Source organism: Nitrosospira sp. Nsp14, from assembly GCF_900113575.1.
Classification (GTDB): Bacteria; Pseudomonadota; Gammaproteobacteria; order Burkholderiales; family Nitrosomonadaceae; genus Nitrosospira.
The window spans coordinates 103811-127433 of the sequence record NZ_FOPV01000006.1 but is presented as its reverse complement, the minus strand read 5'-3'; the positions used below and the strand labels follow the sequence as shown (position 1 = coordinate 127433).

Annotated in this window: 22 protein-coding genes; 15 read left to right on the top strand and 7 right to left on the bottom strand. The window is 56.1% G+C overall.

Translation table 11 applies throughout. The features are described 5' to 3' along the window. The first annotated feature begins 191 nt into the window (after positions 1 to 191). Positions 192 to 1967 carry a S8 family serine peptidase gene (locus BM022_RS05685; protein ID WP_256208959.1) on the top strand — a complete coding sequence of 592 codons (1776 nt, stop codon included), beginning with the start codon at positions 192 to 194 and terminating at the stop codon, positions 1965 to 1967. A 135-nt stretch (positions 1968 to 2102) separates the two neighbouring features. On the opposite strand, the gene BM022_RS05680 is transcribed toward BM022_RS05685, so the two are convergent. The 5 genes from BM022_RS05680 to BM022_RS05660 all read right to left on the bottom strand — a co-directional run bounded on the left by BM022_RS05680 (position 2103) and on the right by BM022_RS05660 (position 6975). Continuing rightward, entirely contained in the window at positions 2103 to 2918 is an 816-nt protein-coding gene (locus tag BM022_RS05680) for a M48 family metallopeptidase (RefSeq protein ID WP_091137679.1), read from the bottom strand. A 526-nt stretch (positions 2919 to 3444) separates the two neighbouring features. Beyond that, entirely contained in the window at positions 3445 to 3939 is a 495-nt protein-coding gene (locus BM022_RS05675) for a peptidylprolyl isomerase (RefSeq protein WP_091137597.1), read from the bottom strand. Between the two features lie 8 nt (positions 3940 to 3947). Further along, positions 3948 to 4553, bottom strand: coding sequence for a peptidylprolyl isomerase (locus BM022_RS05670; protein WP_091137677.1), 606 nt, complete (start codon positions 4551 to 4553; stop codon positions 3948 to 3950). Between the two features lie 119 nt (positions 4554 to 4672). Then, positions 4673 to 5902 (bottom strand): L,D-transpeptidase family protein, encoded by a 1230-nt coding sequence (locus BM022_RS05665; protein WP_091137596.1) that lies wholly within the window; start codon positions 5900 to 5902, stop codon positions 4673 to 4675. After that, the gene (locus BM022_RS05660; protein WP_091137595.1) at positions 5899 to 6975 is read right to left on the bottom strand and encodes a nuclear transport factor 2 family protein; all 1077 of its coding nucleotides are present in this window, start codon (positions 6973 to 6975) and stop codon (positions 5899 to 5901) included. The genes BM022_RS05665 and BM022_RS05660 overlap by 4 nt, the downstream gene beginning before the upstream one ends. 87 nt (positions 6976 to 7062) lie before the next feature. On the opposite strand from BM022_RS05660, the gene cysS reads away from it, so the two are divergent. From cysS to BM022_RS05600, 12 genes are all read left to right on the top strand, one after another. After that, positions 7063 to 8445, top strand: coding sequence for a cysteine--tRNA ligase (gene cysS, locus BM022_RS05655; protein ID WP_091137593.1), 1383 nt, complete (start codon positions 7063 to 7065; stop codon positions 8443 to 8445). Between the two features lie 198 nt (positions 8446 to 8643). After that, a complete protein-coding gene (locus BM022_RS05650) occupies positions 8644 to 9036 on the top strand; it encodes a DUF5675 family protein (RefSeq protein WP_091137592.1) in 393 nt (130 codons plus the stop codon). 49 nt (positions 9037 to 9085) lie between these two features. Then, complete coding sequence (locus BM022_RS05645) at positions 9086 to 9622, top strand: hypothetical protein (RefSeq protein WP_143079534.1); 537 nt, start codon at positions 9086 to 9088, stop codon at positions 9620 to 9622. A 140-nt stretch (positions 9623 to 9762) separates the two neighbouring features. Then, positions 9763 to 10488, top strand: coding sequence for an EI24 domain-containing protein (locus tag BM022_RS05640; protein WP_091137589.1), 726 nt, complete (start codon positions 9763 to 9765; stop codon positions 10486 to 10488). Next, entirely contained in the window at positions 10485 to 12275 is a 1791-nt protein-coding gene (locus tag BM022_RS05635) for a tetratricopeptide repeat protein (RefSeq protein WP_256208957.1), read from the top strand. The genes BM022_RS05640 and BM022_RS05635 overlap by 4 nt, the downstream gene beginning before the upstream one ends. A 174-nt stretch (positions 12276 to 12449) precedes the next feature. Continuing rightward, on the top strand, positions 12450 to 13037 hold the full coding sequence (locus BM022_RS05630; protein WP_091137587.1) for a DUF488 domain-containing protein: 588 nt from the start codon (positions 12450 to 12452) through the stop codon (positions 13035 to 13037). Positions 13038 to 13061: 24 nt separating this feature from the next. Beyond that, positions 13062 to 13532 (top strand): hypothetical protein, encoded by a 471-nt coding sequence (locus BM022_RS05625; protein ID WP_091137585.1) that lies wholly within the window; start codon positions 13062 to 13064, stop codon positions 13530 to 13532. A 102-nt stretch (positions 13533 to 13634) separates the two neighbouring features. Beyond that, a complete protein-coding gene (locus tag BM022_RS05620) occupies positions 13635 to 14759 on the top strand; it encodes a DNA recombination protein RmuC (RefSeq protein WP_091137583.1) in 1125 nt (374 codons plus the stop codon). A gap of 15 nt (positions 14760 to 14774) precedes the next feature. Continuing rightward, on the top strand, positions 14775 to 15545 hold the full coding sequence (locus tag BM022_RS05615; protein ID WP_091137581.1) for a M90 family metallopeptidase: 771 nt from the start codon (positions 14775 to 14777) through the stop codon (positions 15543 to 15545). Beyond that, positions 15545 to 16606, top strand: a complete 1062-nt coding sequence (gene glk / locus BM022_RS05610; protein ID WP_091137579.1) for a glucokinase — start codon at positions 15545 to 15547, stop codon at positions 16604 to 16606. Before BM022_RS05615 ends, glk begins: the two co-directional genes overlap by 1 nt. Then, positions 16603 to 17208, top strand: coding sequence for a transcription elongation factor GreB (gene greB, locus BM022_RS05605; protein ID WP_091137577.1), 606 nt, complete (start codon positions 16603 to 16605; stop codon positions 17206 to 17208). Before glk ends, greB begins: the two co-directional genes overlap by 4 nt. A gap of 183 nt (positions 17209 to 17391) precedes the next feature. After that, positions 17392 to 18210 carry a TrmH family RNA methyltransferase gene (locus tag BM022_RS05600; RefSeq protein ID WP_091137576.1) on the top strand — a complete coding sequence of 273 codons (819 nt, stop codon included), beginning with the start codon at positions 17392 to 17394 and terminating at the stop codon, positions 18208 to 18210. A 5-nt stretch (positions 18211 to 18215) separates the two neighbouring features. On the opposite strand, the gene BM022_RS05595 is transcribed toward BM022_RS05600, so the two are convergent. Both BM022_RS05595 and acs read right to left on the bottom strand, forming a co-directional pair. Next, a complete protein-coding gene (locus BM022_RS05595) occupies positions 18216 to 19232 on the bottom strand; it encodes an MBL fold metallo-hydrolase (protein ID WP_371264297.1) in 1017 nt (338 codons plus the stop codon). 36 nt (positions 19233 to 19268) lie between these two features. Continuing rightward, positions 19269 to 21236 (bottom strand): acetate--CoA ligase, encoded by a 1968-nt coding sequence (gene acs / locus BM022_RS05590; RefSeq protein ID WP_091137574.1) that lies wholly within the window; start codon positions 21234 to 21236, stop codon positions 19269 to 19271. Between the two features lie 443 nt (positions 21237 to 21679). Between acs and rimP the strand changes: the two genes are divergently transcribed. Continuing rightward, positions 21680 to 22108: a ribosome maturation factor RimP gene (rimP, locus tag BM022_RS05585; protein WP_091137572.1), complete on the top strand. Its 429-nt coding sequence runs from the start codon at positions 21680 to 21682 to the stop codon at positions 22106 to 22108. Between the two features lie 27 nt (positions 22109 to 22135). After that, positions 22136 to 23623 (top strand): transcription termination factor NusA, encoded by a 1488-nt coding sequence (gene nusA / locus BM022_RS05580; protein ID WP_091137571.1) that lies wholly within the window; start codon positions 22136 to 22138, stop codon positions 23621 to 23623.

Below are 23623 nucleotides of genomic sequence, written 5' to 3'. Positions count from 1 at the left end.
GGTCAAGATTGTCGAAAGTCGATTGCGAGTTTATGTCGCAAGCGATCCAGGCGGTTCCGTCTCCACTGCGAGGAGGAACTGGAATGCGCACTATCGAGTTTTTATCTGGATGTGTAACGAGCGGGTCGCCATCAGGCGCGGCCTTAGTAAATGATTGCGGCCTGCAGCGTGTCCAACGCGGTCGCGGTCGTATGTCGGCATATCTGCTGGCAGTCCTGATCGGATTAGCCGCGTCCAGCTCTAGCGCCGCGCCGCCGGAAAACAATGCGCAAGGCGCCAATAATGGTGGAGGCGGATGGGCTAATGGCCGGATTCTGGTAATGCCCCGTCCCGGACTGACCGAGAAGGAACTTGGGAAAATATTGAGTGAGCACGGCGGCAAGGGGAAAAAAATTGGCCAGAGCGATTTGTATATCGTGGATCTACCGGTTAATGCTTCGGAAAAAGCCGTTGCTGCCAGGCTCGCTCATCACCCGGCATTCAAGTTCGCGGAGGTAGACGAGATGGTTTTGCCCGACCTCATACCAAATGATCCCTACTATGGCAGCGCATGGCATTTGCCAAAGATTGGAGCATCAGCGGCCTGGGATAAAACACAAGGGGCAGGTGTCACCGTTGCAATTCTGGATTCGGGCGTCGATAGCGCACATCCCGATCTTGGACCCAGACTGGTGCCGGGCTGGAATTTCTATGACAACAACGCCAATACGTCCGATGTATACGGCCACGGGACCAAGGTTGCAGGCGCGGCTGCGGCGACGAGCAACAACAGTACTGGAATCGCCTCGGTTGCGGGGCAGTCCAGGATTATGCCCATACGCGTCACCAACCTTAGCGGCGCGGGCTATTGGAGCACCATAACGCAGGGGCTCGTCCATGCTGCAGACAATGGCGCTCGCGTGGCGAACGTTAGTTTTCTCGGTGTCACCAGTAGCTTGACTGTTCAAAATGCTGCGCAATACATGAAAAATAAGGGGGGACTGGTGGTTGTCAGTGGTGGAAACACGGGTACCCAGCAAAATTATGTGTCGACCACGACGATGATTCCAGTATCCGCCACGGATGGCAATGATGTCAGGGCCAGTTGGTCGAGCTACGGCGCTTATATCGCGCTGGCGGCTCCGGGTGCAGGGATCTGGAGCACCACCCTTGGGGGAGGCTATGGCGCAGTATCGGGAACCTCATTCTCAAGTCCTATAACCGCCGGAGTGGTCGCCCTCATGATGTCCGCCGCTCCATCATTGCTGAATACGAAGATCGAAAGCCTGCTGTTTTCGACCGCTGTTGACCTGGGCGCTGCGGGCCGCGACCCCTACTATGGCTACGGACGCGTAGACGCCGCAAGGGCAGTGCAGGCAGCCGTTGCAGCCGTTCCGGTGCCTGATACGCAGGCGCCTTCGGTGGCAATTTCATCACCAAGTAATGGCGCGACGGTGGCAGGACTGGTTCCGGTCAATGTCAACGCTGCGGACAATATCGGGGTGGCACGTGTTGAACTGAAAGTCAACAGCACAACCGTAGCCATCGACAGCACGGGTCCGTTTGCATTCAGCTGGGATTCGCACGGTGTGCCCAATGGCGCGGTCAATCTTGTCGCGTATGCATTCGACTCAGCGGGTAACTCGAAGGCTTCGGCCACGGTAGCTGTGAATGTAGCTAATGGAGTCACGACTCTTTCCAAAGATACGACAGCGCCGACGGTCAAAATCGTCAATCCGGTGGTGGGACCGGTTTCAGGCAACAATGTGGCGATCAGCGTGAATGCGACGGACGATAGCGGGCCCATGGGCATTACTCACACGCTCTATATCAATGGCGTACGAAAGGCGAGCGGAACCGGAACCACGTTGGGGTACAACTGGTTTATCGGTAATGTCGGGGCCGGAGCACACCTGATTCAGGCGATGGTCAGAGATGCAGCTGGAAATGCTTCGTCCTCTTCCGTTTACGTTATGGTGGTGAAATAGGATTAAGGGAAAAAGAATGGAACAACAGCAGTAACGGTCAATGGGCCAGGTGCGATCGTACCTGGCCACCATTGCTCATTTTCGGTTGCGTGCGCGAAGACCTCCGGGCATGACGCGACCCCAAAGACGTTCAGTTTAGCGTCGCGCGGCTTCGTAGAGCGGCATGACAACCGGCAGTAACGACTCCACCTGCTGAACCCTGGTTGAGTCAGCAGGATGACTGCTCAGAAATTCGGGCGGCTCTCCCCCGCTTTTCGCGTTCATCATTTTCTGCCATAGGGTCACGCCGGCGCGAGGGTTGTACCCGGCGCGTGCGCTCAGTTCCAGACCGATCCGATCCGCCTCGGCCTCGTCGCTGCGGCTGAAATGCGTGGCAAGCAAGGCTTCATAACCGATGGCAGCGAGATTCGCGGTATTCTGGCTCACCCCGAACGCCGCGGTTCCGAATGCGAGCGCAGCCTGAGCGGCGATTGCCTGCGACACCTGTTCGCGAGAGTGTTCACGCAAGGCATGGGCGATCTCATGCCCCATCACAACAGCGATCTCCTCGTCCGTGAGTTTCAGCCTGTTGATCAGCCCTGAGTAGAACATGATTTTGCCGCCCGGCATGCAGAATGCGTTGAGTTCGTTGCTCTCGATTACATTCACTTCCCATTTCCAACCCGGTGCATCCTTCCTGAATACCGCTGTTTGAGGTTCGATTCGGCGAGCGATGGCCTGTACACGTTGCAGCAGCTTCTCGTCCTTGTTCAATGCGCCTTTTTGGGTCGCCTCCGACTTGAGCTTGCTGTAGCCGAGGGCGGCTGTTTGCTCCAGCTGCTCGGACGATATAAGAAGCAGCTGAGAACGGTTTGCGCCAACCGCGCCGCCGCTCGTGGTAGTGGCGCATCCCGACACGGCAATCAACCAGATACTGATCGATACCGATGTAACAACTCGCAAAGCAGACATGGTTTTTCCCTTCATGAAATAGCTATCTTGTGACGACGCGTATTTCTCACGTCCCGTCGAATTTTGGATCAGGCAGCTGTCTTGACTTTCATCCGCTGAAAAAACTTGATCATACTCGAACCCCGCATCCTGAAGAACCACCGCACGTCGTCCCCCTAAGCGGGCGCCAAACGCTCACCCCAGCGTTCCAGCTTTTCCCGGTTTTTGGTAATGGGAACTTCGTCCGCCGGTTGCTAATACCGAGGGGGCACACCGCCCCCATGCCAAACAGGGATTCCGGGCTCCGAAACAGAAGAAGGGCGGCAGTTCAGCCACCCAAGGTTGTGGGAAGATCAGCGCTCAACGCGTTACCGCCTCGCACCGGCTACCCAAATCCAAGTTACGGTCTCGCCAGGACTTGGGCACTTGTGATCATTCGTTCCCCCCGGCAACGTACCCCGTGGAAGAATGTTCGGATTTGCCGATTTGCCGGGCAGTGCGAAGCGCATTGTTTTACCGGCGGGCATGTATGTTCCCGGCGATATTCTTATTCGATCACTTCCGCTTTTTCCAACAACACATTTTCCAGCGGCACATTTTGATGCCCCCCCCGATCGCCGGTTTTCACTTTCTTGATCTTATCCACCACGTCCATTCCTTCGACAACTTTGCCGAACACGCAATAGCCGAAACCCTGTGGCGTCGGCGAACTATAGTTAAGGAAATCATTGTCCGAGACATTGATGAAGAACTGTGCGGTGGCAGAGTTGACGTCGGAGGTGCGCGCCATGGCAACGGTGTATTTGTCATTTTTCAGGCCGTTCGCCGCCTCGTTCCGGATCGGAGCACGGGTCTGTTTCTGCACCAGGCCAGGCTCGAACCCGCCTCCCTGGATCATAAAACCGTCAATGACGCGATGAAATACCGTATTGTCATAGTGCCCGCTGTTCACGTAGTCAATAAAATTCTGCACGGTTACCGGGGCCTTTTCGCTATCGAGCTCGAGGGTAATTTCGCCGTAATTGGTATGTAGCTTGATCATGTTTATCCCTATTTCATGGAAGAGTTGGAGGATGGAAGTGGTTCGGCCGCAACAAGCTTGATGTCTTCGATGACAATGTCCGATTTGGGTACGTCGCCTGGGAACGGCCCACGCATCCCGGTAGGCGTAGCTGCGATCTTCTCGGCGACGTCCATCCCATGGATAACTTTACCGAACACGGTATAGCCATAACCTCGCGGGTCGGGCGAGGTGTAGTTAAGGAAAGTGTTATTGGCGACGTTGATGAAAAATTGCGCGGTGGCCGAATGTGGCTCCGAAGTGCGGGCCATTGCAATGGTCCCGGCATCGTTCCTGAGCCCGTTCGCCGCCTCGTTCTCCACCGGTTGTCGGGTCGGCTTCTGGGCGAAGGTTTTATCGAAGCCACCACCCTGGATCATGAAGCCAGGGATGACGCGATGAAACACCGTGTTGTGATAGTGGCCGTCTTTAACGTAGCGAAGGAAATTATCAACAGTCTTGGGGGCTTTGTCGGGATAAAGTTCAACCACGATATTGCCAAGATTGGTTTTGATCTCAACCTGAGGATTGGCGGCGTAGCTGACGGCGTTGAAACAAACCGCAAGAGCAATAGCGAGAAGTCTGGATATATGCATGATAGGAAGATGGTCGGGAATAGGATGATTGGATAAGGTGTTGGAAAAATAACGAATTGCTTTCAGCGTTCCGGGAACCTTTTGTATGAATGCTGCACGACAGTAATTCACGAACGGGGTTATGCAGCGCTTTCGTAGATTATTTTCCACGAGCCCTTGGTCTGATCTTTCATCCAGTATTGACGTTTTCTCATCTTGTTCGAGAGGTTATTACTCGCGTATTCCTGATCGAAATCCACCACTGCCAGGTCTTCTCTTCCAGGATAGAGAAACATTCCAATATTGCTGATTCCAACTTTGATCCAGTTTTTGGCGGCGTTCACTTGGCGCTTGTGTTGCGCCCATTCAGCCAATCCCTGATTTCCGCTGGAAAAATCGCGTCCATAGTTCCTCAGGTAAGCGTCGACATTCCCGCTTTCCCAATCCCGTCGCCAATTTTCCAGATGCTGAGCCAGCTTTTCACGCATGATCTGCGCATCCGTTGGCTTCACCCACTCGATTCCATCGCTGATGATAACGGGCGTGATCCCAACCTGCAATTTGGCGCTAAGCCGGTCGAGGTCCTGGTTCGACAGCACGACGCAGCCATCGCTGGCCCGCGGCGCGCGGCTGAAGGTATCCGAGGGGGTGCCGTGGAGCCAGATACCATAACCGCTACGGCCGTGCCGTTTATCCCATTCGTTGGGGTAGTTGATGGGAAATGCCTTCCCCCCATAAAAATCAGTCAGCTTTTCGCGCGGAACATTAGCTGTAATGAAGTAGACGCCGATGGGAGTTTTTTTGTCTCCTTCCTTCAATTTCCGGGATCCGTTTTTCCCGCTACTGATGTAATAATCGGCGACATAGCGGACCTTGCCGCCCAGATTCTGATATATATACAGCCGGGACTTGCCGGTATCGGCGATGGCGGCATATTTCTGTTCGGATTGCATTTGCAGGAGGTATTTGGGCACCCTGTCGCTCGGGACTGGCTCAAGGTGGCGTCGCACTCGCGCTCGCGCTTCATCCCGAAGGTCACTGATTTGTTGTTGACCGACCCCGGCAGTTTCGCCCATGTCGCTGATCGGGCGGGTGCGAGCCAGCAACATATCGCCTTTTATCAGATGAGCGAGCCGGAAGTTCGGGTTTGCCTGGAGAACCTGCTCAATTCCGCTTAAGGCGGTGTCTATGCGGCTATCTGCGATTTCCTGCAAGCTCTTGACAAGCATCGCTTCCGGTCCCGTTGCGAAAGGACCGGCGGAGGCTGGGCGATCGCTTGCGAACGCGTTCGTCATGACCGGCGCGAATGTAACGCCGGCTCCCACGAGCGCGGCAAGCAGATAGCCTGCTGCTATGCGCCGTGTTGTCATCGCCCTACATTTTCCTGGTTGATGAGCCACGTGCCGCCTGTTTTGACTAACTCAAGCGTTTTCAGCGTATTACTCTTGATTGCGTCCGAATGATAGGATTGCTTGAAAGTCACTCTGGCATGGGTGTCGTCGATAACATTGATCCTGGGATTGACAACTGCGACGTGGATGGATTTTGGCTTGGCGATGCGTTCGCGGCGGGCTTTCTCCCACGATGCACGGGAGACGCCTCCGGGCGCGCGGAAGTCAGTCGCATAAAAGGCCAGGTATGCCGCGACATCCTTATCCGACCACGCCTTCGCCCACGCATTCACAGTCTTGATTATTTCAGAAGAATCACCTGAATCAGCCTGTTTTTCAGGAGAGGGTTTTTCGGTCGCGGGGGTTCCGATGGCGGTTTTTTCGGATCCCAGTTTTTCCGTTTGTCCTGCTTTTACGGGTGCCTTCTCCGCGGTTTTTCCGGAAATCTTTTCTGAAGATTCCGCCCGCGACTCACCCGTCGGGGCAGATGTTGCAGGAGCTGCTGCGGTTTGGATTCTTCCGGATCTGGTCGCGAACAGGTCCTTGATCATCGCGAGCTTGGTCTGTGCGGCGGCATTCCGGTTATCCAGTTGAAGAGCCTTGCCATAAGCCTGGCTGGCCATCTTTGCGTAAATGTCACCCAGATTTTCATGGGCGGTGGAATAGCTGGGGTGGGTGCGTATCGCCGCCTCAAGCGCGCCCTTGGCTTTTTCGTACTGGCCCTGACTGGCGTAGAGGACTGCAAGATTGTTGTACGGCTCAGGCAGGTCAGGATAATCCTCTGATAGGGAAGAAAAAACCTTGATAGCCTCGCCGGTTTTTTTCTGCTCGGTAAGAATCAGGCCCTTGTTGAAGCGCATTTGGGCGTCCTTGGGTTTTATGGCGAGATAGGCATCGGCCTGCTCCAGCGCTTTTACCAGGTTGCCTTGTTGATAGAGCTTGGCGACCTCCTCGTTTTCATCGGCCAGCGCGACCGGACTCATCAGTCCGAGTGAAGCAATCAGACAGGCCGCAATGGATGCGTTTACCCGGCGAAAATCGAGCCTTTTCATTATGCTATACTTCTCCGGTTCTTGTTGAGTCGTCTTGGAATCTGCACGATTCTACCAAGAAGCCCGTTCAATTCACAATCTCGCCACATGCTCAGAATCCACAATTCGCTAGCCAGGGAAAAACAGGAGTTTATTCCCATGCAGGCCGGCAAGGTCAAAATGTATGTTTGCGGCATGACCGTTTACGACTATTGCCATCTCGGGCACGCCCGAATGCTGGTGGTTTTCGATATGGTGCAACGTTGGTTGCGGGCGAGTGGTTTGGACGTAACGTATGTGCGCAATATCACGGATATCGACGATAAAATTATCCGGCGCGCGCAGGAGAACGGCGAGCCCATCGAGGTGCTGACGGGACGATTCATCCAGGCGATGGAAGAGGATGCCGCTGCGCTTGGGGTGGAGCCGCCCGCGTGGGAGCCGCAGGCTACACGGTATATCGGCAGCATGATTGCCATGATTGGCATTCTGGTGAAGAAAGGCCTTGCGTACACGGCAGCGAACGGCGACGTGTACTTTGCCGTGCACAAATTTCCCGGTTATGGAAAACTCTCGGGAAAATCGCTTGACGATCTGCGCGCCGGGGAGCGTGTAGGTGTCGATCCCTATAAAAACGATCCGCTGGACTTTGTATTGTGGAAGGCGGCAAAACCGGGCGAGCCACAATGGGAGTCACCCTGGGGCGTGGGTCGTCCGGGCTGGCATATTGAATGCTCCGCAATGAGTGAATATTACCTGGGTGAACACTTCGATATTCATGGTGGGGGGCAGGACCTGCAATTTCCACATCATGAAAATGAAATTGCACAGAGCGAGGGGGCGCATGATCATCCCTTCGTCAATTATTGGATGCATAACGGTTTCGTTCGCGTCAACGACGAGAAGATGTCAAAGTCGCTGGGCAACTTTTTTACCGTGCGCGACATTCTTGCCCGCTTCCCGGCGGAGGTAGTGAGGTTCTTTATTCTGCGCGCGCATTACCGCAGTCCGCTCAACTATTCCGACCGCCATCTGGAAGACGCCAGACGGGCGCTGGACCGGCTTTATACCGTACTTAAAGGTTTTGATCCGAGCGAAGGTCCGGGGGAAATTGACTGGGATGAGCCGCACGCGGCACGGTTCAGGGAGGCGATGAACGACGATTTCAATACTTCCGAGGCCATTGCGGTGTTGTTTGACCTCGCCAATGAAGCCAATAAGCTGGTTTCATCAAAAACCATCAAATCAATGAAGGTGCTGGGCGGGTTGCTGGGGCTGCTACAGCAGGACCCGCAGCGATACTTTCAGGAAGCCGGAGCGGCAGCGGAGTCGGGATTTACGCCTGAACATATCGAGCAAATGATTCAGAAACGCCTTCTTGCCCGCGCAAACAAAGATTACGGCGAGGCTGATCGTATTCGCAATGAGTTGATGAGTGCCAGTATCATCCTTGAAGACACAGCAAAAGGCACGACCTGGAGGCGTTGCTGAATCGGGAAACTTTGCTGCGGCATTCGGGATTTCCCCCGGTTCAGGTCCCGCGGATGCGGTGTCATACCCGCGGTGCGAGCCGGAGCACACCGGGCTGCGATCGTTGCCGTGTATAGGCGTGCTCGACTTGCTGCGCGCGTCTACTGGAACGGGGTGAAGGATGTGTGCGCGTTACTGTTTTAATAGAGGAGGGCTGGAATGGAGCTGCGCATTAAACGGACCGACTTTTCTGACCAGAGCACGATAGGCGAATTGTCGGTGAACGGCCAGTTTGAGTGCTATACCTTGGAAGACAAGCTCAGGCCGGAAAAGATCGCAGGCAAGACGGCCATACCGGCGGGGCGCTACGAAGTGGTTATCAGTTTCTCGCAGCGGTTTCAGCGGCCGCTTCCGCTCCTTTTAAAGGTGCCAAACTTTGAAGGGATAAGGATACATCCCGGAAACACGGCGGCGAACACGGAAGGATGTATCCTGGTGGGCGAAACGAAGAGCGGGGATTTTATCGGACAGAGCAGGGTGGCGTTCGAAAGGTTGTTCGAAAAGCTGAAGGCGGTGGCCGCGACGGAAAAAATCTTAATGGAAATAGCATGAAACCGGAAATGGCGTTGGCGTTGGCATATTGACGTTCATGATGACGCCCATGAACACGCGCGGCATGTCGCGCTTGCTGAAATGGCTGCTTATCAGTTGTCTCGCCGGGTCCTCACGGGTCTATGCGCAAATGGATGGGGCAATACCGTACGTGCATGAGAAAACGCATGTGCTACCCTCCGGCAAGAAAGTCGATGTCAACCTGCGGGAGCGGCACTGCAAAAATGGCGAGTGTCGCGAGGTGGACGGGGGCATGTGGGGAATGGATAGCGGTATCCCGCGAGTTATTACTGAAACTCTGCGGGTGCGGATCGAGGGCCGCCCGTTTCCGATTCCCGAGAAGTTCTATAAGGATTTTACCAATACTCATGCGGTAAACGTTAGCGAAGATAAAGAGCGGATTATTCTGGAAGTCAAAGGTGGAGATGGAGCGGGGGCATACACCGCGCGATTCGTGCTGGGAGGCATGTGCGGTTTCGAGCGCAGAATCTGCGGCGAGGTATGCGAAGAAATCTGGGAGCGCACCACTTGGTACAATTCCTTCGCTTACGAGACTGATCCGCTGTGCAAAAGCGGGATCCAGTGATGCTGTCGCAGCATTCGATGCTTTTCTGCACGTTTGCGAGGGTTGGGCATAGATTGTTTGATATTGTTTAATACCTCTTACAAGTCTCATCGGTAGCATCCGGATTTCCTCGCTGCGCATCATTCCGTGAAGGAGCGTGCGTGACACGTGTATTCGAAGCACTTTCGCGGGCATTTCGCGATATGTTCCAGTTTCAGGTCATGTGGATCATCATTTGGCCTATTCTCACGGCAGGTCTGTTATGGTTGGTCCTGGGCGTGGTCTTCTGGAATACTTTCTCGGTATGGATCGCCAGCGGTCTCACTGCAATTGGTATCCAAACCTGGCTTGAAGGTGTCGAACCGCGATGGATCGCGTATGGGATTCAGGGAATCGCGCATCTGATTCTGTTTGTCCCGCTCGTTTTCGTTACCGCGCTCGTTATCACCGCCTTATTCGCCATGCCCGCCCTGGTTCGCCTGGTCGCCAGCCGCGATTATCCCCATCTGGGCCGTGAACAAGGCGGCGGGTTCGCGGGCAGCGTGCTCAACGCCTTGGTCGCTCTAGGAATCTTTGTTGCGATATGGGTGGTCACTATTCCCTTGTGGGTAGTCGGCGCAGGTGTCATTATTCCCTTCGTCGCCACGGCCTATCTGAACCAGCGTCTGTTCCGATACGACGCCCTGGCGGAACATGCCAGCAGGGAAGAAATGAGCGCGATATTTTCCGCTCAGCGCCCCTCCTTGTGGGGCTTGGGGTTGCTGACCGGTTTAATGCAATTTATTCCGTTTTTAAATTTGGTGGCCCCAGTGCTGGCGGCGCTGGCTTTTATTCATTTTGGACTTGCCCGTCTGTCTGAATTGCGGCTTCAGGTAGCGGCGCTATGAATCCGGATTATGAGGTGACATCGATGGAGACACAGGACGTACGTTTTATGGCAACTCGGTTGGCGGCAATGGGGGCAGTTATTGCCGCTGTGTTCGCTCATGCTGTTCAGGCGCACGAACCCACACTGGAAATCGGGCATTCCGGCGGCGCCCATCAGCATCACGGACAGCCTAATTCTGGCAGCGGGCTGCGGCAGGATGACCAGGCTTCACCACAGCTGTTGAATCTGGGCCCGCATACATTTCCGGTGAGCACGCGGAAGAAGCTGGCGCAGCAGTTCATGAACCAGGGACTGAACCTTTCCTACGCATTCAATCATGCCGAGGCGGGTCGCGCATTCCGGGAAGCGGCAAGACTGGACTCATCGCTTGCAATGGCTTACTGGGGTCAGGCGCTTGTGCTGGGGCCGAATATCAATGCGCCGATGGAGCCGAAGGACGAGATGTCGGCTCTCGAGCTGGTACGCAAGGCAGCCTCTCTCGGAGAGAAAGCCTCCCCGCGCGAGCGCGCGCTTATTGCCGCCCTTGAAAAGCGTTATAGCGGCAACGCGGAACGCCGCAAGGCGAATGATAAGGCCTACGCTGACGCGATGCGGGAGGTGCATCGCCGCTTCCCCGCTGATCCGGACATTGCCATGCTCTATGTCGAGTCGACAATGGACCTGAACTCCTGGGGTTACTGGATGCGCGACGGATATCCAATGGAAGGGACGGCCGAAATTGTCTCAATCACCGAGGAAGTGATGCGTGGCCATCCCAGGCATCCCGGAGCGCTGCATATGTACATCCATCTGATCGAGCCGACTGCGACCCCTGAGCGAGCGGAAAAAGCGGCCGATACGCTCCTCACGCTGATGCCCGACGCCGGCCATATTGTGCATATGCCATCTCACATTTACCTGCGCGTAGGCAGGTATGCAGATGCAATAAAGAGCAATCAGAAGGCGGTCGCCGCCGACGAAGCCTACCTGGAGCGGAAACACGCCAAGGGGCTGTACCCCGTGGTGTACTTTCCGCACAACATCCATTTTCTCTGGGCGGCTGCGACGGCCGAGGGTCAAAGCCGTGTTGCCATCGAGTCCGCCCGGAAGGTCGCGAGTATAGTGGACGACCGGACGCTTGCGGAATTACCGCCAACGGCGGTGTTTCGCGTCGTGCCGTATTGGGCGTTAGCGCGGTTCGGGAAATGGAACGAGATTCTCCAGGAAGCTGCCCCATCAGGGGAGAACGCGTTCGTGAGGGGCTCCTGGCATTATGCGCGCGGACTTGCTTTTGCCGCTACGCGGCAGTTGCAGCAGGCGGAGCAGGAGCTGGAAGCGCTGCGTGGCATCATGAGGGATGCATCGCTGGACCATCCGCTCGTATCGCTGAATACCGCGCGGTCAGTGCTGGCAATCGGCCCCGAGGTGTTGGCGGGAGAAATTGCTGCTGCCCGAGGGCAGTCGGAGGCGGCCATCTCTCATCTTGAGCGGGCGGTCCGCCTGGAGGATGCCCTGGCTTACACCGAGCCGCCGGAGTGGCAATCCCCGCCAAGGCTGACGCTTGGTGCCATCCTGCTGGAATCAGGGAATCCGGCTGAAGCCGAAACCGTTTACTGGGAGGACTTGCGGCGCAATCGGAACACCGGGTGGGCGCTTTATGGTCTGCTGCAGGCATTGCGCGCGCAAGACAAGAAAAACCAGGCTGAACTGATCGAAGCGCGTCTGAAGAACGCCTGGGCGCGATCGGACGTAAAACTCAACGCATCGCGCTTTGGGTGCGTTGCCGCACCGCCGGCGACGCCATAACCACCCCGCTAGACTCATCGCGACGCGCACATTCTCTATTTTGGCGGAGCAGGTATATTCGCTGATGTTTTTCCGGCAGAACGGCATAAGAGCATCACGGCGTAACGTCATCACCTCATGACGTCATACTATTGGAGCTGTTTTACCGACACTTGATGAGGGAGAGCCGAACGTATGGAAAAAGAGGGATCGAAACCCCCATCGCTCATCTATACCATCGGCCATTCGACCCATCCATTGGATGTGTTCATCGCTATGCTGCTGGCAAACGAGATCACACACCTTCTCGACGTGCGTACCATACCTCGTTCGCGGCGGAACCCGCAGTTCAACCAGGAAACGCTGGCATCGGCTCTACGCGCATCAAACATCGATTACCGGCACTTGCCGGGGCTTGGTGGATTGAGGCATGCGCGCAAGGACTCCATTAATGGAGGCTGGCGAAACGCATCGTTTCGCGGCTATGCGGACTATATGCAAACGCCTGATTTCGCCAGTAACATTAAGGTTGTTTTGGCGATGGCCGCATCCGGGCCATGCGCGCTGATGTGTGCGGAAGCGGTGCCATGGCGCTGTCACCGTTCGTTGATCGCTGACGCGCTTGTGTTGCGCGGCCTGCGCGTCGAACATATCATGAGCATACGGGAGCGGAAAACGCATGTGATGACGCCCTGGGCGCGAACTGATGGTTTGGACATCCTATACCCCAGTGGCGACGAGAGCATGGTCGATACACCAATAACGGTCAGCAACGACAGGTAAGTTCCGGGCTTTGCCGGGCATCGAGTGGGTATCATCGAAATCCGGCAAGAGCCCCTGGCCCAACAGCAGGAGGTGGCAAAACAGATGAAAATACGATGTAACAGATGGGCCGCGCTGGCCGTTCTGGCCGTGTGGGCGTCCCAGGCGGCGGCGACGGACGAGGGGGGGTTGGGAGGGTACCAGGAGCCCGGCACGAGCCAGGCAACACTGCGCGGACAGGAAAATATCCATCCCAAGCCGGGGGAAGCGAAACCCTGGGAGACGAGACCATGGGAGGCGGCGCAGGAGGAGCTGCGACCGGGGGCGCGAAAATCAATGGAAGAGCGCCGCCGGGTCGGCAGAAAAGCGCGAAAGGAGCAGCTTGAGAAAAGGAATATGGAAAATGTAGATGTTCAGCCGGTTGGAAACCTCGCGGAACAAATGCGGGAGCGTCCGAACAAATGGCGCAGGCACCAGATGGAGAGCGAGCGATACTACCCCATGGGCATGAGATAGTCGAAATTCAAGCCCTCAGTCTGCGCAAGAGGAGACGGCGGGGTTGTGGGTTCATCACACGAGCCGTGGACGTTCTCATTCTCCGGTATACTTTATTGCATCATGTCCGAAACCCTGCTGATTACCGCTTCCGCCGCCGTGATGCTGATCACCATGGCTTTTCTCGTGATCAGGCTTGGCATCCTTTCCACAATGGTGCGTGAACTGCTCGCGCAGCAAGCGAAACTGCTGGAAGATAAACACCGGGATATGCTCAAGGATTTGCATGAAGGATTGGTCAACCAGGGCGACCGGTTGTCTGAATCGCTTTACAAGACCTCGGAGCAGTTGCGCGGCACGATCGAAACGCGGTTAGACCAGATCAGCGGGCATGTCGCGGAACGGCTGGATGAAGGATTCAAAAAAACCAACGAAACTTTCACCAGTGTGATGGAACGGCTGGCCACCATAGACGAAGCCCAGAAAAAAATCGACAGTCTTACCACTAACGTGGTGAGCCTCCAGGAACTCTTGGGGGATAAGCGCTCGCGCGGGGCTTTTGGCGAGGTGCAACTGGAGGCTTTGGTACGAAATGTCCTGCCCGCTTCCGCGTATACGATGCAGCATACGTTGTCCAACGGCAGCCGGGCCGATTGCGTGTTGCGTCTGCCTCCTCCGACAGGGATGGTGGCCATCGATTCGAAGTTTCCACTGGAGAATTTTCATCGCATGTTCGACCGCGATGCCGATGAGGCCAGCCGGGCTGCCGCGCAAAAGCAATTCAAAGCTGACGTGAAACGACATGTGGATGACATCGCCGCGAAGTATATTGTTCCGCCAGAGACATGCGATGGCGCCGTCATGTTTGTACCCGCGGAGGCGGTTTTTGCCGAAATTCATGCTTATCAATCCGATGTAGTCGACTACGCAATGCAGAAGCAGGTATGGATCGTTTCGCCCACGACGTTGATGGCGGTTCTGAATACCGCGCGCGCGGTGCTGAAGGATATTGAAACGCGTGAGCAGGTACATATCATAAAAATCGAGCTTTCCAGGCTTGGCAAGGATTTTGTGCGCTTTGACGAGCGCATGAAGAAGCTTGCGGAACACATCCGCCAGGCCAACCAGGACGTCGAAGAGGTACATGTTTCCAGTCGCAAGATCAGTCAGCGCTTTGCCCGAATTGACGCGGTGGATCTGGATTCGTCTCAGGCCGAAAGCCGGGCCCTGGGTTCCGGGGGTGACTGATTTCGAGGTCTGGTGATGCCCTGGAATGTCAAAGCCTGGTATCGTGACCGTGTTCTCAAGAACGAATCTCTCCCTGACGATCTCTGGCGACACGTCGTAGCAGGTCTGTGGTTCCTGCACGGGCTAAGTGACGCCGAGCTAAGGCGGCTGCGCGAATGCGTCACGCTCTTTCTTCGTGCTAAGCAAATAAGCGGAGCGCACGGGTTGGTCGTCACTGGCGAAATGCGTCTGATGATCGCAGCCCAGGCTTGCATCCTGATACTGAATCTAGACCTGGACTATTATGATGGTTGGGTTGAGATTATTGTCTATCCGGGCGAATTCGTGCGCGACTACGAATATGTCGATGAAGATGGCGTGGCACACCATGCGCACGAGTCTGCGTCGGGGGAGTCATGGCTTGGGGGTCCGGTGATTGTTTCCTGGGAGGACGCAGTGACTGCCGAGCCTGACGCGGGCTACAACGTCGTCATACACGAATTTGCCCATAAGCTTGATATGCTGAACGGCGATGCAAATGGTTTTCCCCCGCTTCATGCGGATATGAGCCGGGAAGCATGGAGCGACGCATTCAGTCGAGCCTATGGGGATTTTTGCAGCCGCGTGGACGCGGACGAGGCCACGCGGCTGGACTCATACGCCGCCGAAGATCCTGCGGAATTCTTCGCGGTGATGAGCGAAGCATTCTTTCAAGCCCCCCAAGTCGTCAGAACAGATTACCCGGCGGTATATGAGCAGTTGGCCCTGTTTTACCGCCAGGATCCGGCACAACGGCGGGTTGCATAATGGGGACATATTTCGTCAGCGGTGACATCGGCGGAACCAAAACCCTGCTGCAGGCTGCGGAATGGCTGGATGGCAATGGGCATGTACGCTGCGAGCGACGTTATGCAAATCGCGAGTACTTGAGTTTTTCCGATGTACTTAGGGATTTTCTGGGCGCCACCTCGGCGCTTGGCATGAAGCCTCCCCTGAGCGCCTGTTTCGCGGTGGCAGGCCCGATTACCGAGCAGGGCATCAGGCTGACCAATTTGCCCTGGCTGATGAATGCGACGGCGCTGGAGCGTGAATTTTCTATCCCTGTGGTTAAGCTCATCAACGATTTTGAAGCAGTGGCCCTAAGCGTCGAGGTCCTGGCGGCAGACGACCTGGTGGTCCTGCAGAACGGCGCGCCCCGCGCAACCGGAATGCGGGTGACTCTCGGGGCGGGAACCGGCATGGGGGTCGCGTGGCTGATATGGCAAGGCGGGCGCTACATCCCCTTGCCCACCGAAGCCGGGCATATGGATTTCGCGCCCGCCGATGAGTTGCAGGTCCGGCTATGGGATCATTTACGCAGGCATTTTGGCCATGTATCGGTCGAGCGCATATTGTCCGGACCGGGACTCGTCAATATTTTCAATTTCCTCATGGTTGAATCTGGCGTCGCAGATAGGGCGCAGGCGCTACTGGGAAGCGATGGTGCCCCGCAAGTATCCGATCTTGCGTTCAATCACGGGCACCCGATAGCCATGAAATCACTGACCCTGTTTGTGGAAATTTACGGCGCTTATGCCGGAAATCTCGCGCTCGCGGGATTGTGCCGTAACGGGGTCTATGTGGCGGGCGGGATCGCGCCTAAAATCCTCGTCAAGTTGCAGGAAGGGGGCTTCATTAAAGCATTCCGGGATAAGGGACGATTTTCCTCGTTGATGGAGGAGATCCCTGTGTATGTCGTGATTAATTCGAAGGCCGGGCTCATCGGCGCGGCGGAAGAGGCAAGGCGGATGCTCGGCGCTCTGCCGGCCGGCAGTGAAAGTGCCCCGCATTTTTCCGAAGTCGACGATCCAGGTATAAGCAGGATATGAGCAAGGCATTTACCAGGGAAACGGAAGCGGATAACGATTTCGCGGAAGAAGACGCGAGCCCGTTGCCGCCATTGCCTGTGGGGAGCAAAAACTACATCACTCCAGGCGGACATCAACGCCTGATGGACGAATTCCATTGGCTGATGAACAAGGAGCGCCCCCAAGTGACGGCGACCGTCGCGTGGGCCGCCGCGAACGGCGATCGGTCGGAGAATGCGGATTATATTTACGGCAAGAAGCGCTTGCGTGAAATCGACCGGCGCATACGTTTTCTTACCCGCCGGCTGGACATCGCCGAAGTCGTGGACCCGGCGGCGCCGCGAGATGATGAGACGCGGATTTTTTTCGGCGCCACGGTGACGTTTGCGAACCAAGCCGGTGAAGAGAAAACTATTTCCATCGTCGGCGTGGATGAGATCGATACCGCTCGCGGTTATATCAGCTGGGTTTCTCCCATGGCGCGCGCGTTGATCAAGGCGCGAGAAGGCGATGTGGTAACACTGCATGCACCCGCAGGAACTGAAGATCTCGAAATCCTTGAAGTAAAATATCGCCCGATTCCGATCGAGCCCTTTGGAAACGCGGATGGGCCTGGGCGATGATGTCTGACTAACGCAGTTCGCCTGGTGAGGCCGAGGCGCGCCGTGGGGCGGTCTAGGCGGGTCCGGCGGTGTGGAGTGAACGAGGCATTGTCCAAGCGCAACCCTTCCGCAATAGTTTTCAATCCCGGTTAATCCGGGTTATCAAGCGCGCCCATCCCCGGTCATCACATCGCCGTAGCTAACGTGAAACTCATTTCCTCTCGCGATAATTCTTTTTTCAAGCAGCTTGTCAAACTGGCAGAATCCGCGCAGCAGCGCAGAGCAAGCGCGTTAACGCTGCTTGATGGCGTTCATCTGATCCGTGCGTACCGGTTGGCGTTAGGACAGCCTCAAAATCTGATAATGAGCGAGTCGGGTTGCCAGAATGAGGAGGTCAAGCAACTGCTCGCCGAAGAGCGCGAAAAGGGGGTCGAAAACGAGACGCCGGTGACGGTGTTGAGCGATGCGTTGTTCCGAGCAATCTCGCCGGTGAAGACGCCGACCGGTGTGATCGCGCTAATAGCCATTCCTGCGCAACAAGTATTTGCCGAACGCAACGAAGACCGCTTTTTTGTGCTGCTCGAAGCCATACAGGACCCGGGAAACCTTGGATCAATCCTGCGTTCCGCCGCTGCTGCGGGCGCAAGCAATATTTATCTCTCAGAGGGCTGCGCCGACGCTTGGTCGCCGAAGGTGCTGCGTGCCACGATGGGCGCGCACTTCCTGGTTGGGATACATGAGCAATCAGACTTGGCGAACGTGGCGCGGGACTTCAATGGCAAGGTGATCGCGACGTCGCTTAACGCAAAAAACAGCCTCTACCAGACCCGTTTAGTTGGACCGGTCGCGTTCGTGTTCGGCAATGAAGGAATGGGCATATCGGATGCGTTGCTGCAAGCGACCAGCGACCATATCGTTATCCCCATGCCGGGCGGCACGGAGTCGCTAAATGCGGCGGCTGCGGCGGCAGTATGTTTTTTTGAACGCGTGAGGCAGATGAGCGTCGCAGCAACAGCTAGCTGATCCTGCTATCGGGTCTCCCCGGCATGATTCAGCCAGTTCTCCAGGCCTTGCGCGTTCAACCTCACGTCCAGTTCCAGCAGGTTGCGAATTTCGTGGTCCGGCAGTTTACAGCCGTGGATGAGGACGTGGTGCAGCAGCAACTCGCCAAGTTCCTCCGTCAGGGCCGCCAGCCTTCCAGGCCCGCAGTCGCGCAGTTTGAGGGCTGCCGCTACGTGTGCATCGATCAGGTCGTGCATTTCGGCCGCATGACGTGGCAAGTGACCGATGCGACCGAAATGAGTAAGGAAAGCGTATGAGGGGTGATAACTCATGAGCCGGTCCAGAGATGCATGAGCGGCGGCAGGATCGAACTGCACTGGGGTGGTAGTCGGAAATACGAATTCCATTCTGTCGACGTCGAATTCACGATAAGAGATGCCGAATGTATCCCCGGTGAAAAATGACCGGTATCGCTCGTCGAGAATGCAGTAGTGATGACGCGCATGACCCGGCGTATCGAGAAAAAGCAGCGGGCGACCATTAAAGTCGAGGCGGAATCCATCTGGCGCCTCGATAATGCGGCTCGGATCCACGGGGCGAATGGCGCCATATATGCGTCTGAATTCCGCTTCGCCATAAACCGTCATTGCGCTGGCGATGAGCCTGGCGGGATCGACCATATGCCGCGCGCCTCGGGGATGCACGACCAGTCTGGCGTTCGGAAACTGATGCATGAATTCACCCGCGCCGCCCGCATGGTCCAGATGTATGTGGGTGAGGAACACGTAGGCCACATCCGCGGGCGCAAGGTTTTTTTCGCGCAGTGCGTTCATTACGCCGGCGACGGAGGCCGAGGTTCCGGTATCCACGAGCGCGGCCCGGCCATTCTCCCGTATCAGGTGAATCGCAGCCAGTCCCGGGCGCAAATAGTCGGCATCAATCGCGCTGACGCCGTTGTCGTAATCAGTGACGCTCTGCGTGCCCGGGCTTGATGGATATGTTTCCGCCCCCATTTGCGCCGCTGCAGGCAAGCTGTTATTCATAAGGCATCTATCTGGTATGTGGGCGGAGGATGCTCGCTACGCGACCGCGAGTTTCAATTGCTCCAGTATTGCCGGGTTTTCGAGGGTGGAAACGTCCTGTGTTATTTCCTCGCCTTTGGCTAGGGTGCGCAGTAGTCGCCGCATGATCTTGCCGGAGCGAGTCTTTGGCAGATTGTCTCCAAATCGGATCTCATCCGGCCGGGCGATCGGCCCGATTTCCTTCGCAACCCAGCTGCGCAACTCGACTGCGATCTCCTGCGCGCGCTTGCCGTCGGGTCGCGCACCTTTCAATACGACGAATGCCACGATGGCCTCGGTCTTGATCTCGTCCGGCTTCCCCACTACGGCTGCTTCCGCCACCAGCGGATTTCCCACCAGCGCCGACTCGATTTCCATGGTCCCGAGACGGTGCCCGGAAACGTTCAGCACGTCGTCGATGCGGCCCATGATCCAGAAATACCCGTCCGGGTCCCGGTTGGCCGAATCACCCGCCAGATAGTATTTACCGCCCAGTTCCTTCGGGAAGTAGGATGTTTTGAACCGTTCCGGGTCGCCCCACAATGTTCGTGCCTGTGAGGGAAAGGGGCGCTTGATGACAAGAAATCCGCCGCTTCCGTTGGGGACGTCGTGCCCGGCCTCATCCACGATTGAGGCCATGATGCCGGGGAGCGGCAAAGTGCAGGAGCCTGGCTTGAGCGACACCGCCCCCGGGACGGGCGCAATCATGTGACAGCCCGTTTCAGTCTGCCACCAGGTATCCACCACCGGACAGCGGGATTGACCAACCGCCGTGTAATACCACATCCATGCTTCCGGGTTGATCGGCTCGCCAACCGAACCGAGCAGTCGCAGCGAGGAAAGATCATATTTTCCCGGCAGGTCTGCGCCCAGCTTAATCAGCGATCGGATAGCGGTGGGTGCGGTATAAAACGTGGTGACTTTGTGATCCTGAATCATCCTCCAGAAGCGGCCGGCGTCGGGATAGGTGGGGACGCCTTCGAATATCACCTGCGTCGCACCAACTGCCAGCGGGCCGTAGGTGACGTAACTGTGCCCCGTAACCCAGCCCACATCCGCCGTGCACCAGAAAATGTCGTTGGGCTTGTAGTCGAATATCCAGTTCATGCTGGTGATCGTGCCCAGCAGATACCCAGCCGAGGAATGCTGCACGCCTTTCGGCTTGCCGGTCGAGCCAGAGGTGTAGAGCGTAAATAACGGGTGTTCGGCGTCGATCCATTCGGGCTCGCAATGATCGCCTTGACCACTTACCAGGTCGTGCCACCAAACATCGCGGGAGGAGTCGAACGTTGTGTTGCTGCGTCCGCGTTTATACACCACCACGGCTTGCACGGAATCGGTTTCCCCCATGGCCAGCGCCTCATCCACGGCGGTTTTCAGATAGTTGATCTTGTCGCCGCGGTGCTGCTCATCAGCGGTTATGACGGCCACTGCGCCCGCATTGAGAATGCGCTCGTGCAGGCTTTTGGCCGAGAAGCCGCCAAATACGACTGAGTGAGTCGCGCCGATACGAGCGCAGGCCTGCATTGCTACTATTGCTTCAATGCTCATCGGCATGTAAATAATAACCCGATCACCCCGGCCAATGCCCCGCGATTTAAGGCCGTTGGCCAACTGGCATACGCGGTGATAAAGGTCGCGATACGTGCAATTCGTCACTGTGCCATCGTCCGCCTCGAAGATGATAGCTATTTTGTCGGGCTGAGCAGTCAGATGTCGGTCGAGGCAGTTGAACGAGACGTTCAATTCCCCATCGTCAAACCACCTGAAAAAAGGATGATTGCTTTCATCAAGCACCCGGGTGAATGGCTTATGCCAGATGATATGTTCTCGCGCGAGTCTCCCCCAGAACCCGGGCAGGTCTTTTTCAGCTTCGGCGCAGAGCGCCTGGTAGCGTTCCATGCCGGCCAGGTTGGCTTGCCGTACAAAGTCGGCACTGGGGGGAAATATCCGGGTTTCATGCAAAATGGATTTAATCGCAGACACGAAGCGCCTCCGGTGAGTTTTTTCCGATAATCGCGAACGGAAATTGTATCATCCATAGGCAAAGGAATCTCTTATCCGGTCCGCATAGCGAGCAAGAAACAGCGTATTATTGGACGTGTATTGTCCAGGTAGCAGGAACCCAGCATGGATTTTGGTGCTGCGACGGGGTGAGAACGTGGATTCTCCCGCAGGATGGAAAACTTATCTTGCACTGGGACGCTCTAATGGTTATACAAATTCCGCATGAATACGACGTAAGACAAGCAGTCAAGATTTGAGCGGCAAAACGGCCTGGTAGGCGGTTGGCAGCCTATTTTGACCGATGTGCCCATGTAAGTCTGTGCTACTGCAACAATTTATAGCCTTTCATTAGTTATAAATTTTTGCTAAAATGGCGCCGATTATGGGCTCTTTTCAGCCCATTTTTTGTTTGTGTCGGTGCCATGGATTTGCATGAATTGCTCGAATCAACCTTGGCTGGACTTGGGTATGAACTGGTGGACCTGGAGCGATCGATACGCGGAAAGCTGCTGCGAGTCTTTATTGACAGGCCGAACGGCGTAAACGTGGATGATTGCGTGGCGGTCAGCAATCACTTGAGCCGATTGCTAGCGGTTGAGAATATAGATTACGACCGGCTGGAAGTATCGTCGCCTGGTCTGGACCGGCCGCTAAGGAAGACGGCTGACTTCATCCGCTTCTCGGGCGAGTCTGTCAAATTGCGGCTGCGTGTGGCATTGCAGGGCCAAAGGAATTTTGTCGGGGTTCTGCGCGAAGTAAACGACGGGATACTGAAGCTGGAAGTGGACGGAAAGACGCTGGATCTCGAGTTGAGCAATCTTGAAAAGGCTCGTTTGGTTCCAAAATTGTAATAATCCGAGAAATGGGGTGGAGGGAACATGACCCGCGAGGTTTTGCTATTGGTGGACGCGCTGGCGCGCGAAAAGAATGTCGAGAAAGACATTGTTTTTGTCGCACTTGAATTGGCGTTGGCATCCGCTACAAAAAAGCGTTTTCACGAGGACGCTGATGTGCGCGTGTCGATAGACCACCAGACCGGTGATTACCAGTCGTTGCGACGCTGGCAGGTAGTGCCGGACGATGCGGTGGAAGATCCGTCTCGTCAAATCGCATTGAGCGAGGCACTACAGCGCAACCCCGAAATCAAGCTAGAAGAATTTGTCGAGGAGGTGCTGGAGCCCGTCGAGTTCGGACGCATCGGCGCGCAGGCGGCGAAGCAGGTAATATTTCAGAAAATACGCGATGCCGAGCGCGAACAGATTCTGAGCGATTTTCTTGAGCGCAAGGAATTCATGGTTACCGGGACCATCAAGCGCATGGAGCGCGGTAACGCAATTATCGAATCGGGCAGGGTTGAGGCGGCGTTGCCGCGCGATCAAATGATCCCGAAGGAAAATTTGAGGGTTGGCGATCGGGTGCGCGCTTATTTATACAAAATCGATCGCAGTGCCCGGGGACCACAGTTGATCCTGTCCCGGACGGTCCCGGAATTTCTCATTAAACTGTTCGAGCTGGAAGTGCCGGAGATAGAGGAAGGTCTGCTTGAGATCAAGGTTGCGGCCAGGGATCCGGGTTCGCGTGCCAAGATCGCGGTCAAGTCCAACGACCCGCGCGTCGACCCCATCGGTACTTGCGTGGGCATGCGTGGTTCCCGTGTCCAGGCCGTGACGGGCGAATTGGCTGGGGAAAGGGTAGACATCGTGTTATGGGCCGACGATCCGGCAACGTTTGTGATCAATGCTCTGGCGCCAGCGGAAATCAGCAGTATCCTCGTGGATGAGGAAAAGCACAGCATGGATATCGTAGTGGACGAGGATAACCTTGCCCAGGCTATCGGACGGGGAGGGCAGAATGTACGGCTCGCTTCCGAGTTGACCGGCTGGGAGCTCAACATCATGACAATGGAAGAGTCTCAGGCAAAAAATGAAGAGGAATTTTCAGTGCTGCGGCAACTCTTCATGGAAAAACTCGATGTGGACGAGGAAGTGGCGGATATACTGGTACAGGAAGGTTTTACCACCCTGGAGGAGGTTGCCTATGTTCCGCTTGGTGAAATGCTGGAAATCGAGGCGTTTGACGAACAAACCGTCAACGAGCTGCGTAACCGTGCTCGCAATGCGCTCTTGACTGAGGCGATTGTAAGCGAGGAAAAAGTAGAACACATCGCGGAAGATCTGCTCGCCCTGGAGGGTATGGATAGCCAGACGGCGCGCGAACTAGCCGCCAAGGGGGTCAATACCCAGGAGGATCTGGCCGATCTGGCGGTGGATGATCTGGTGGAAATGGTCGAAATGGATGCAGAGCGAGCCAGGCAATTGATCATGGCTGCGCGCGCACCGTGGTTTGCCGCGGCGGACAGGGCATAG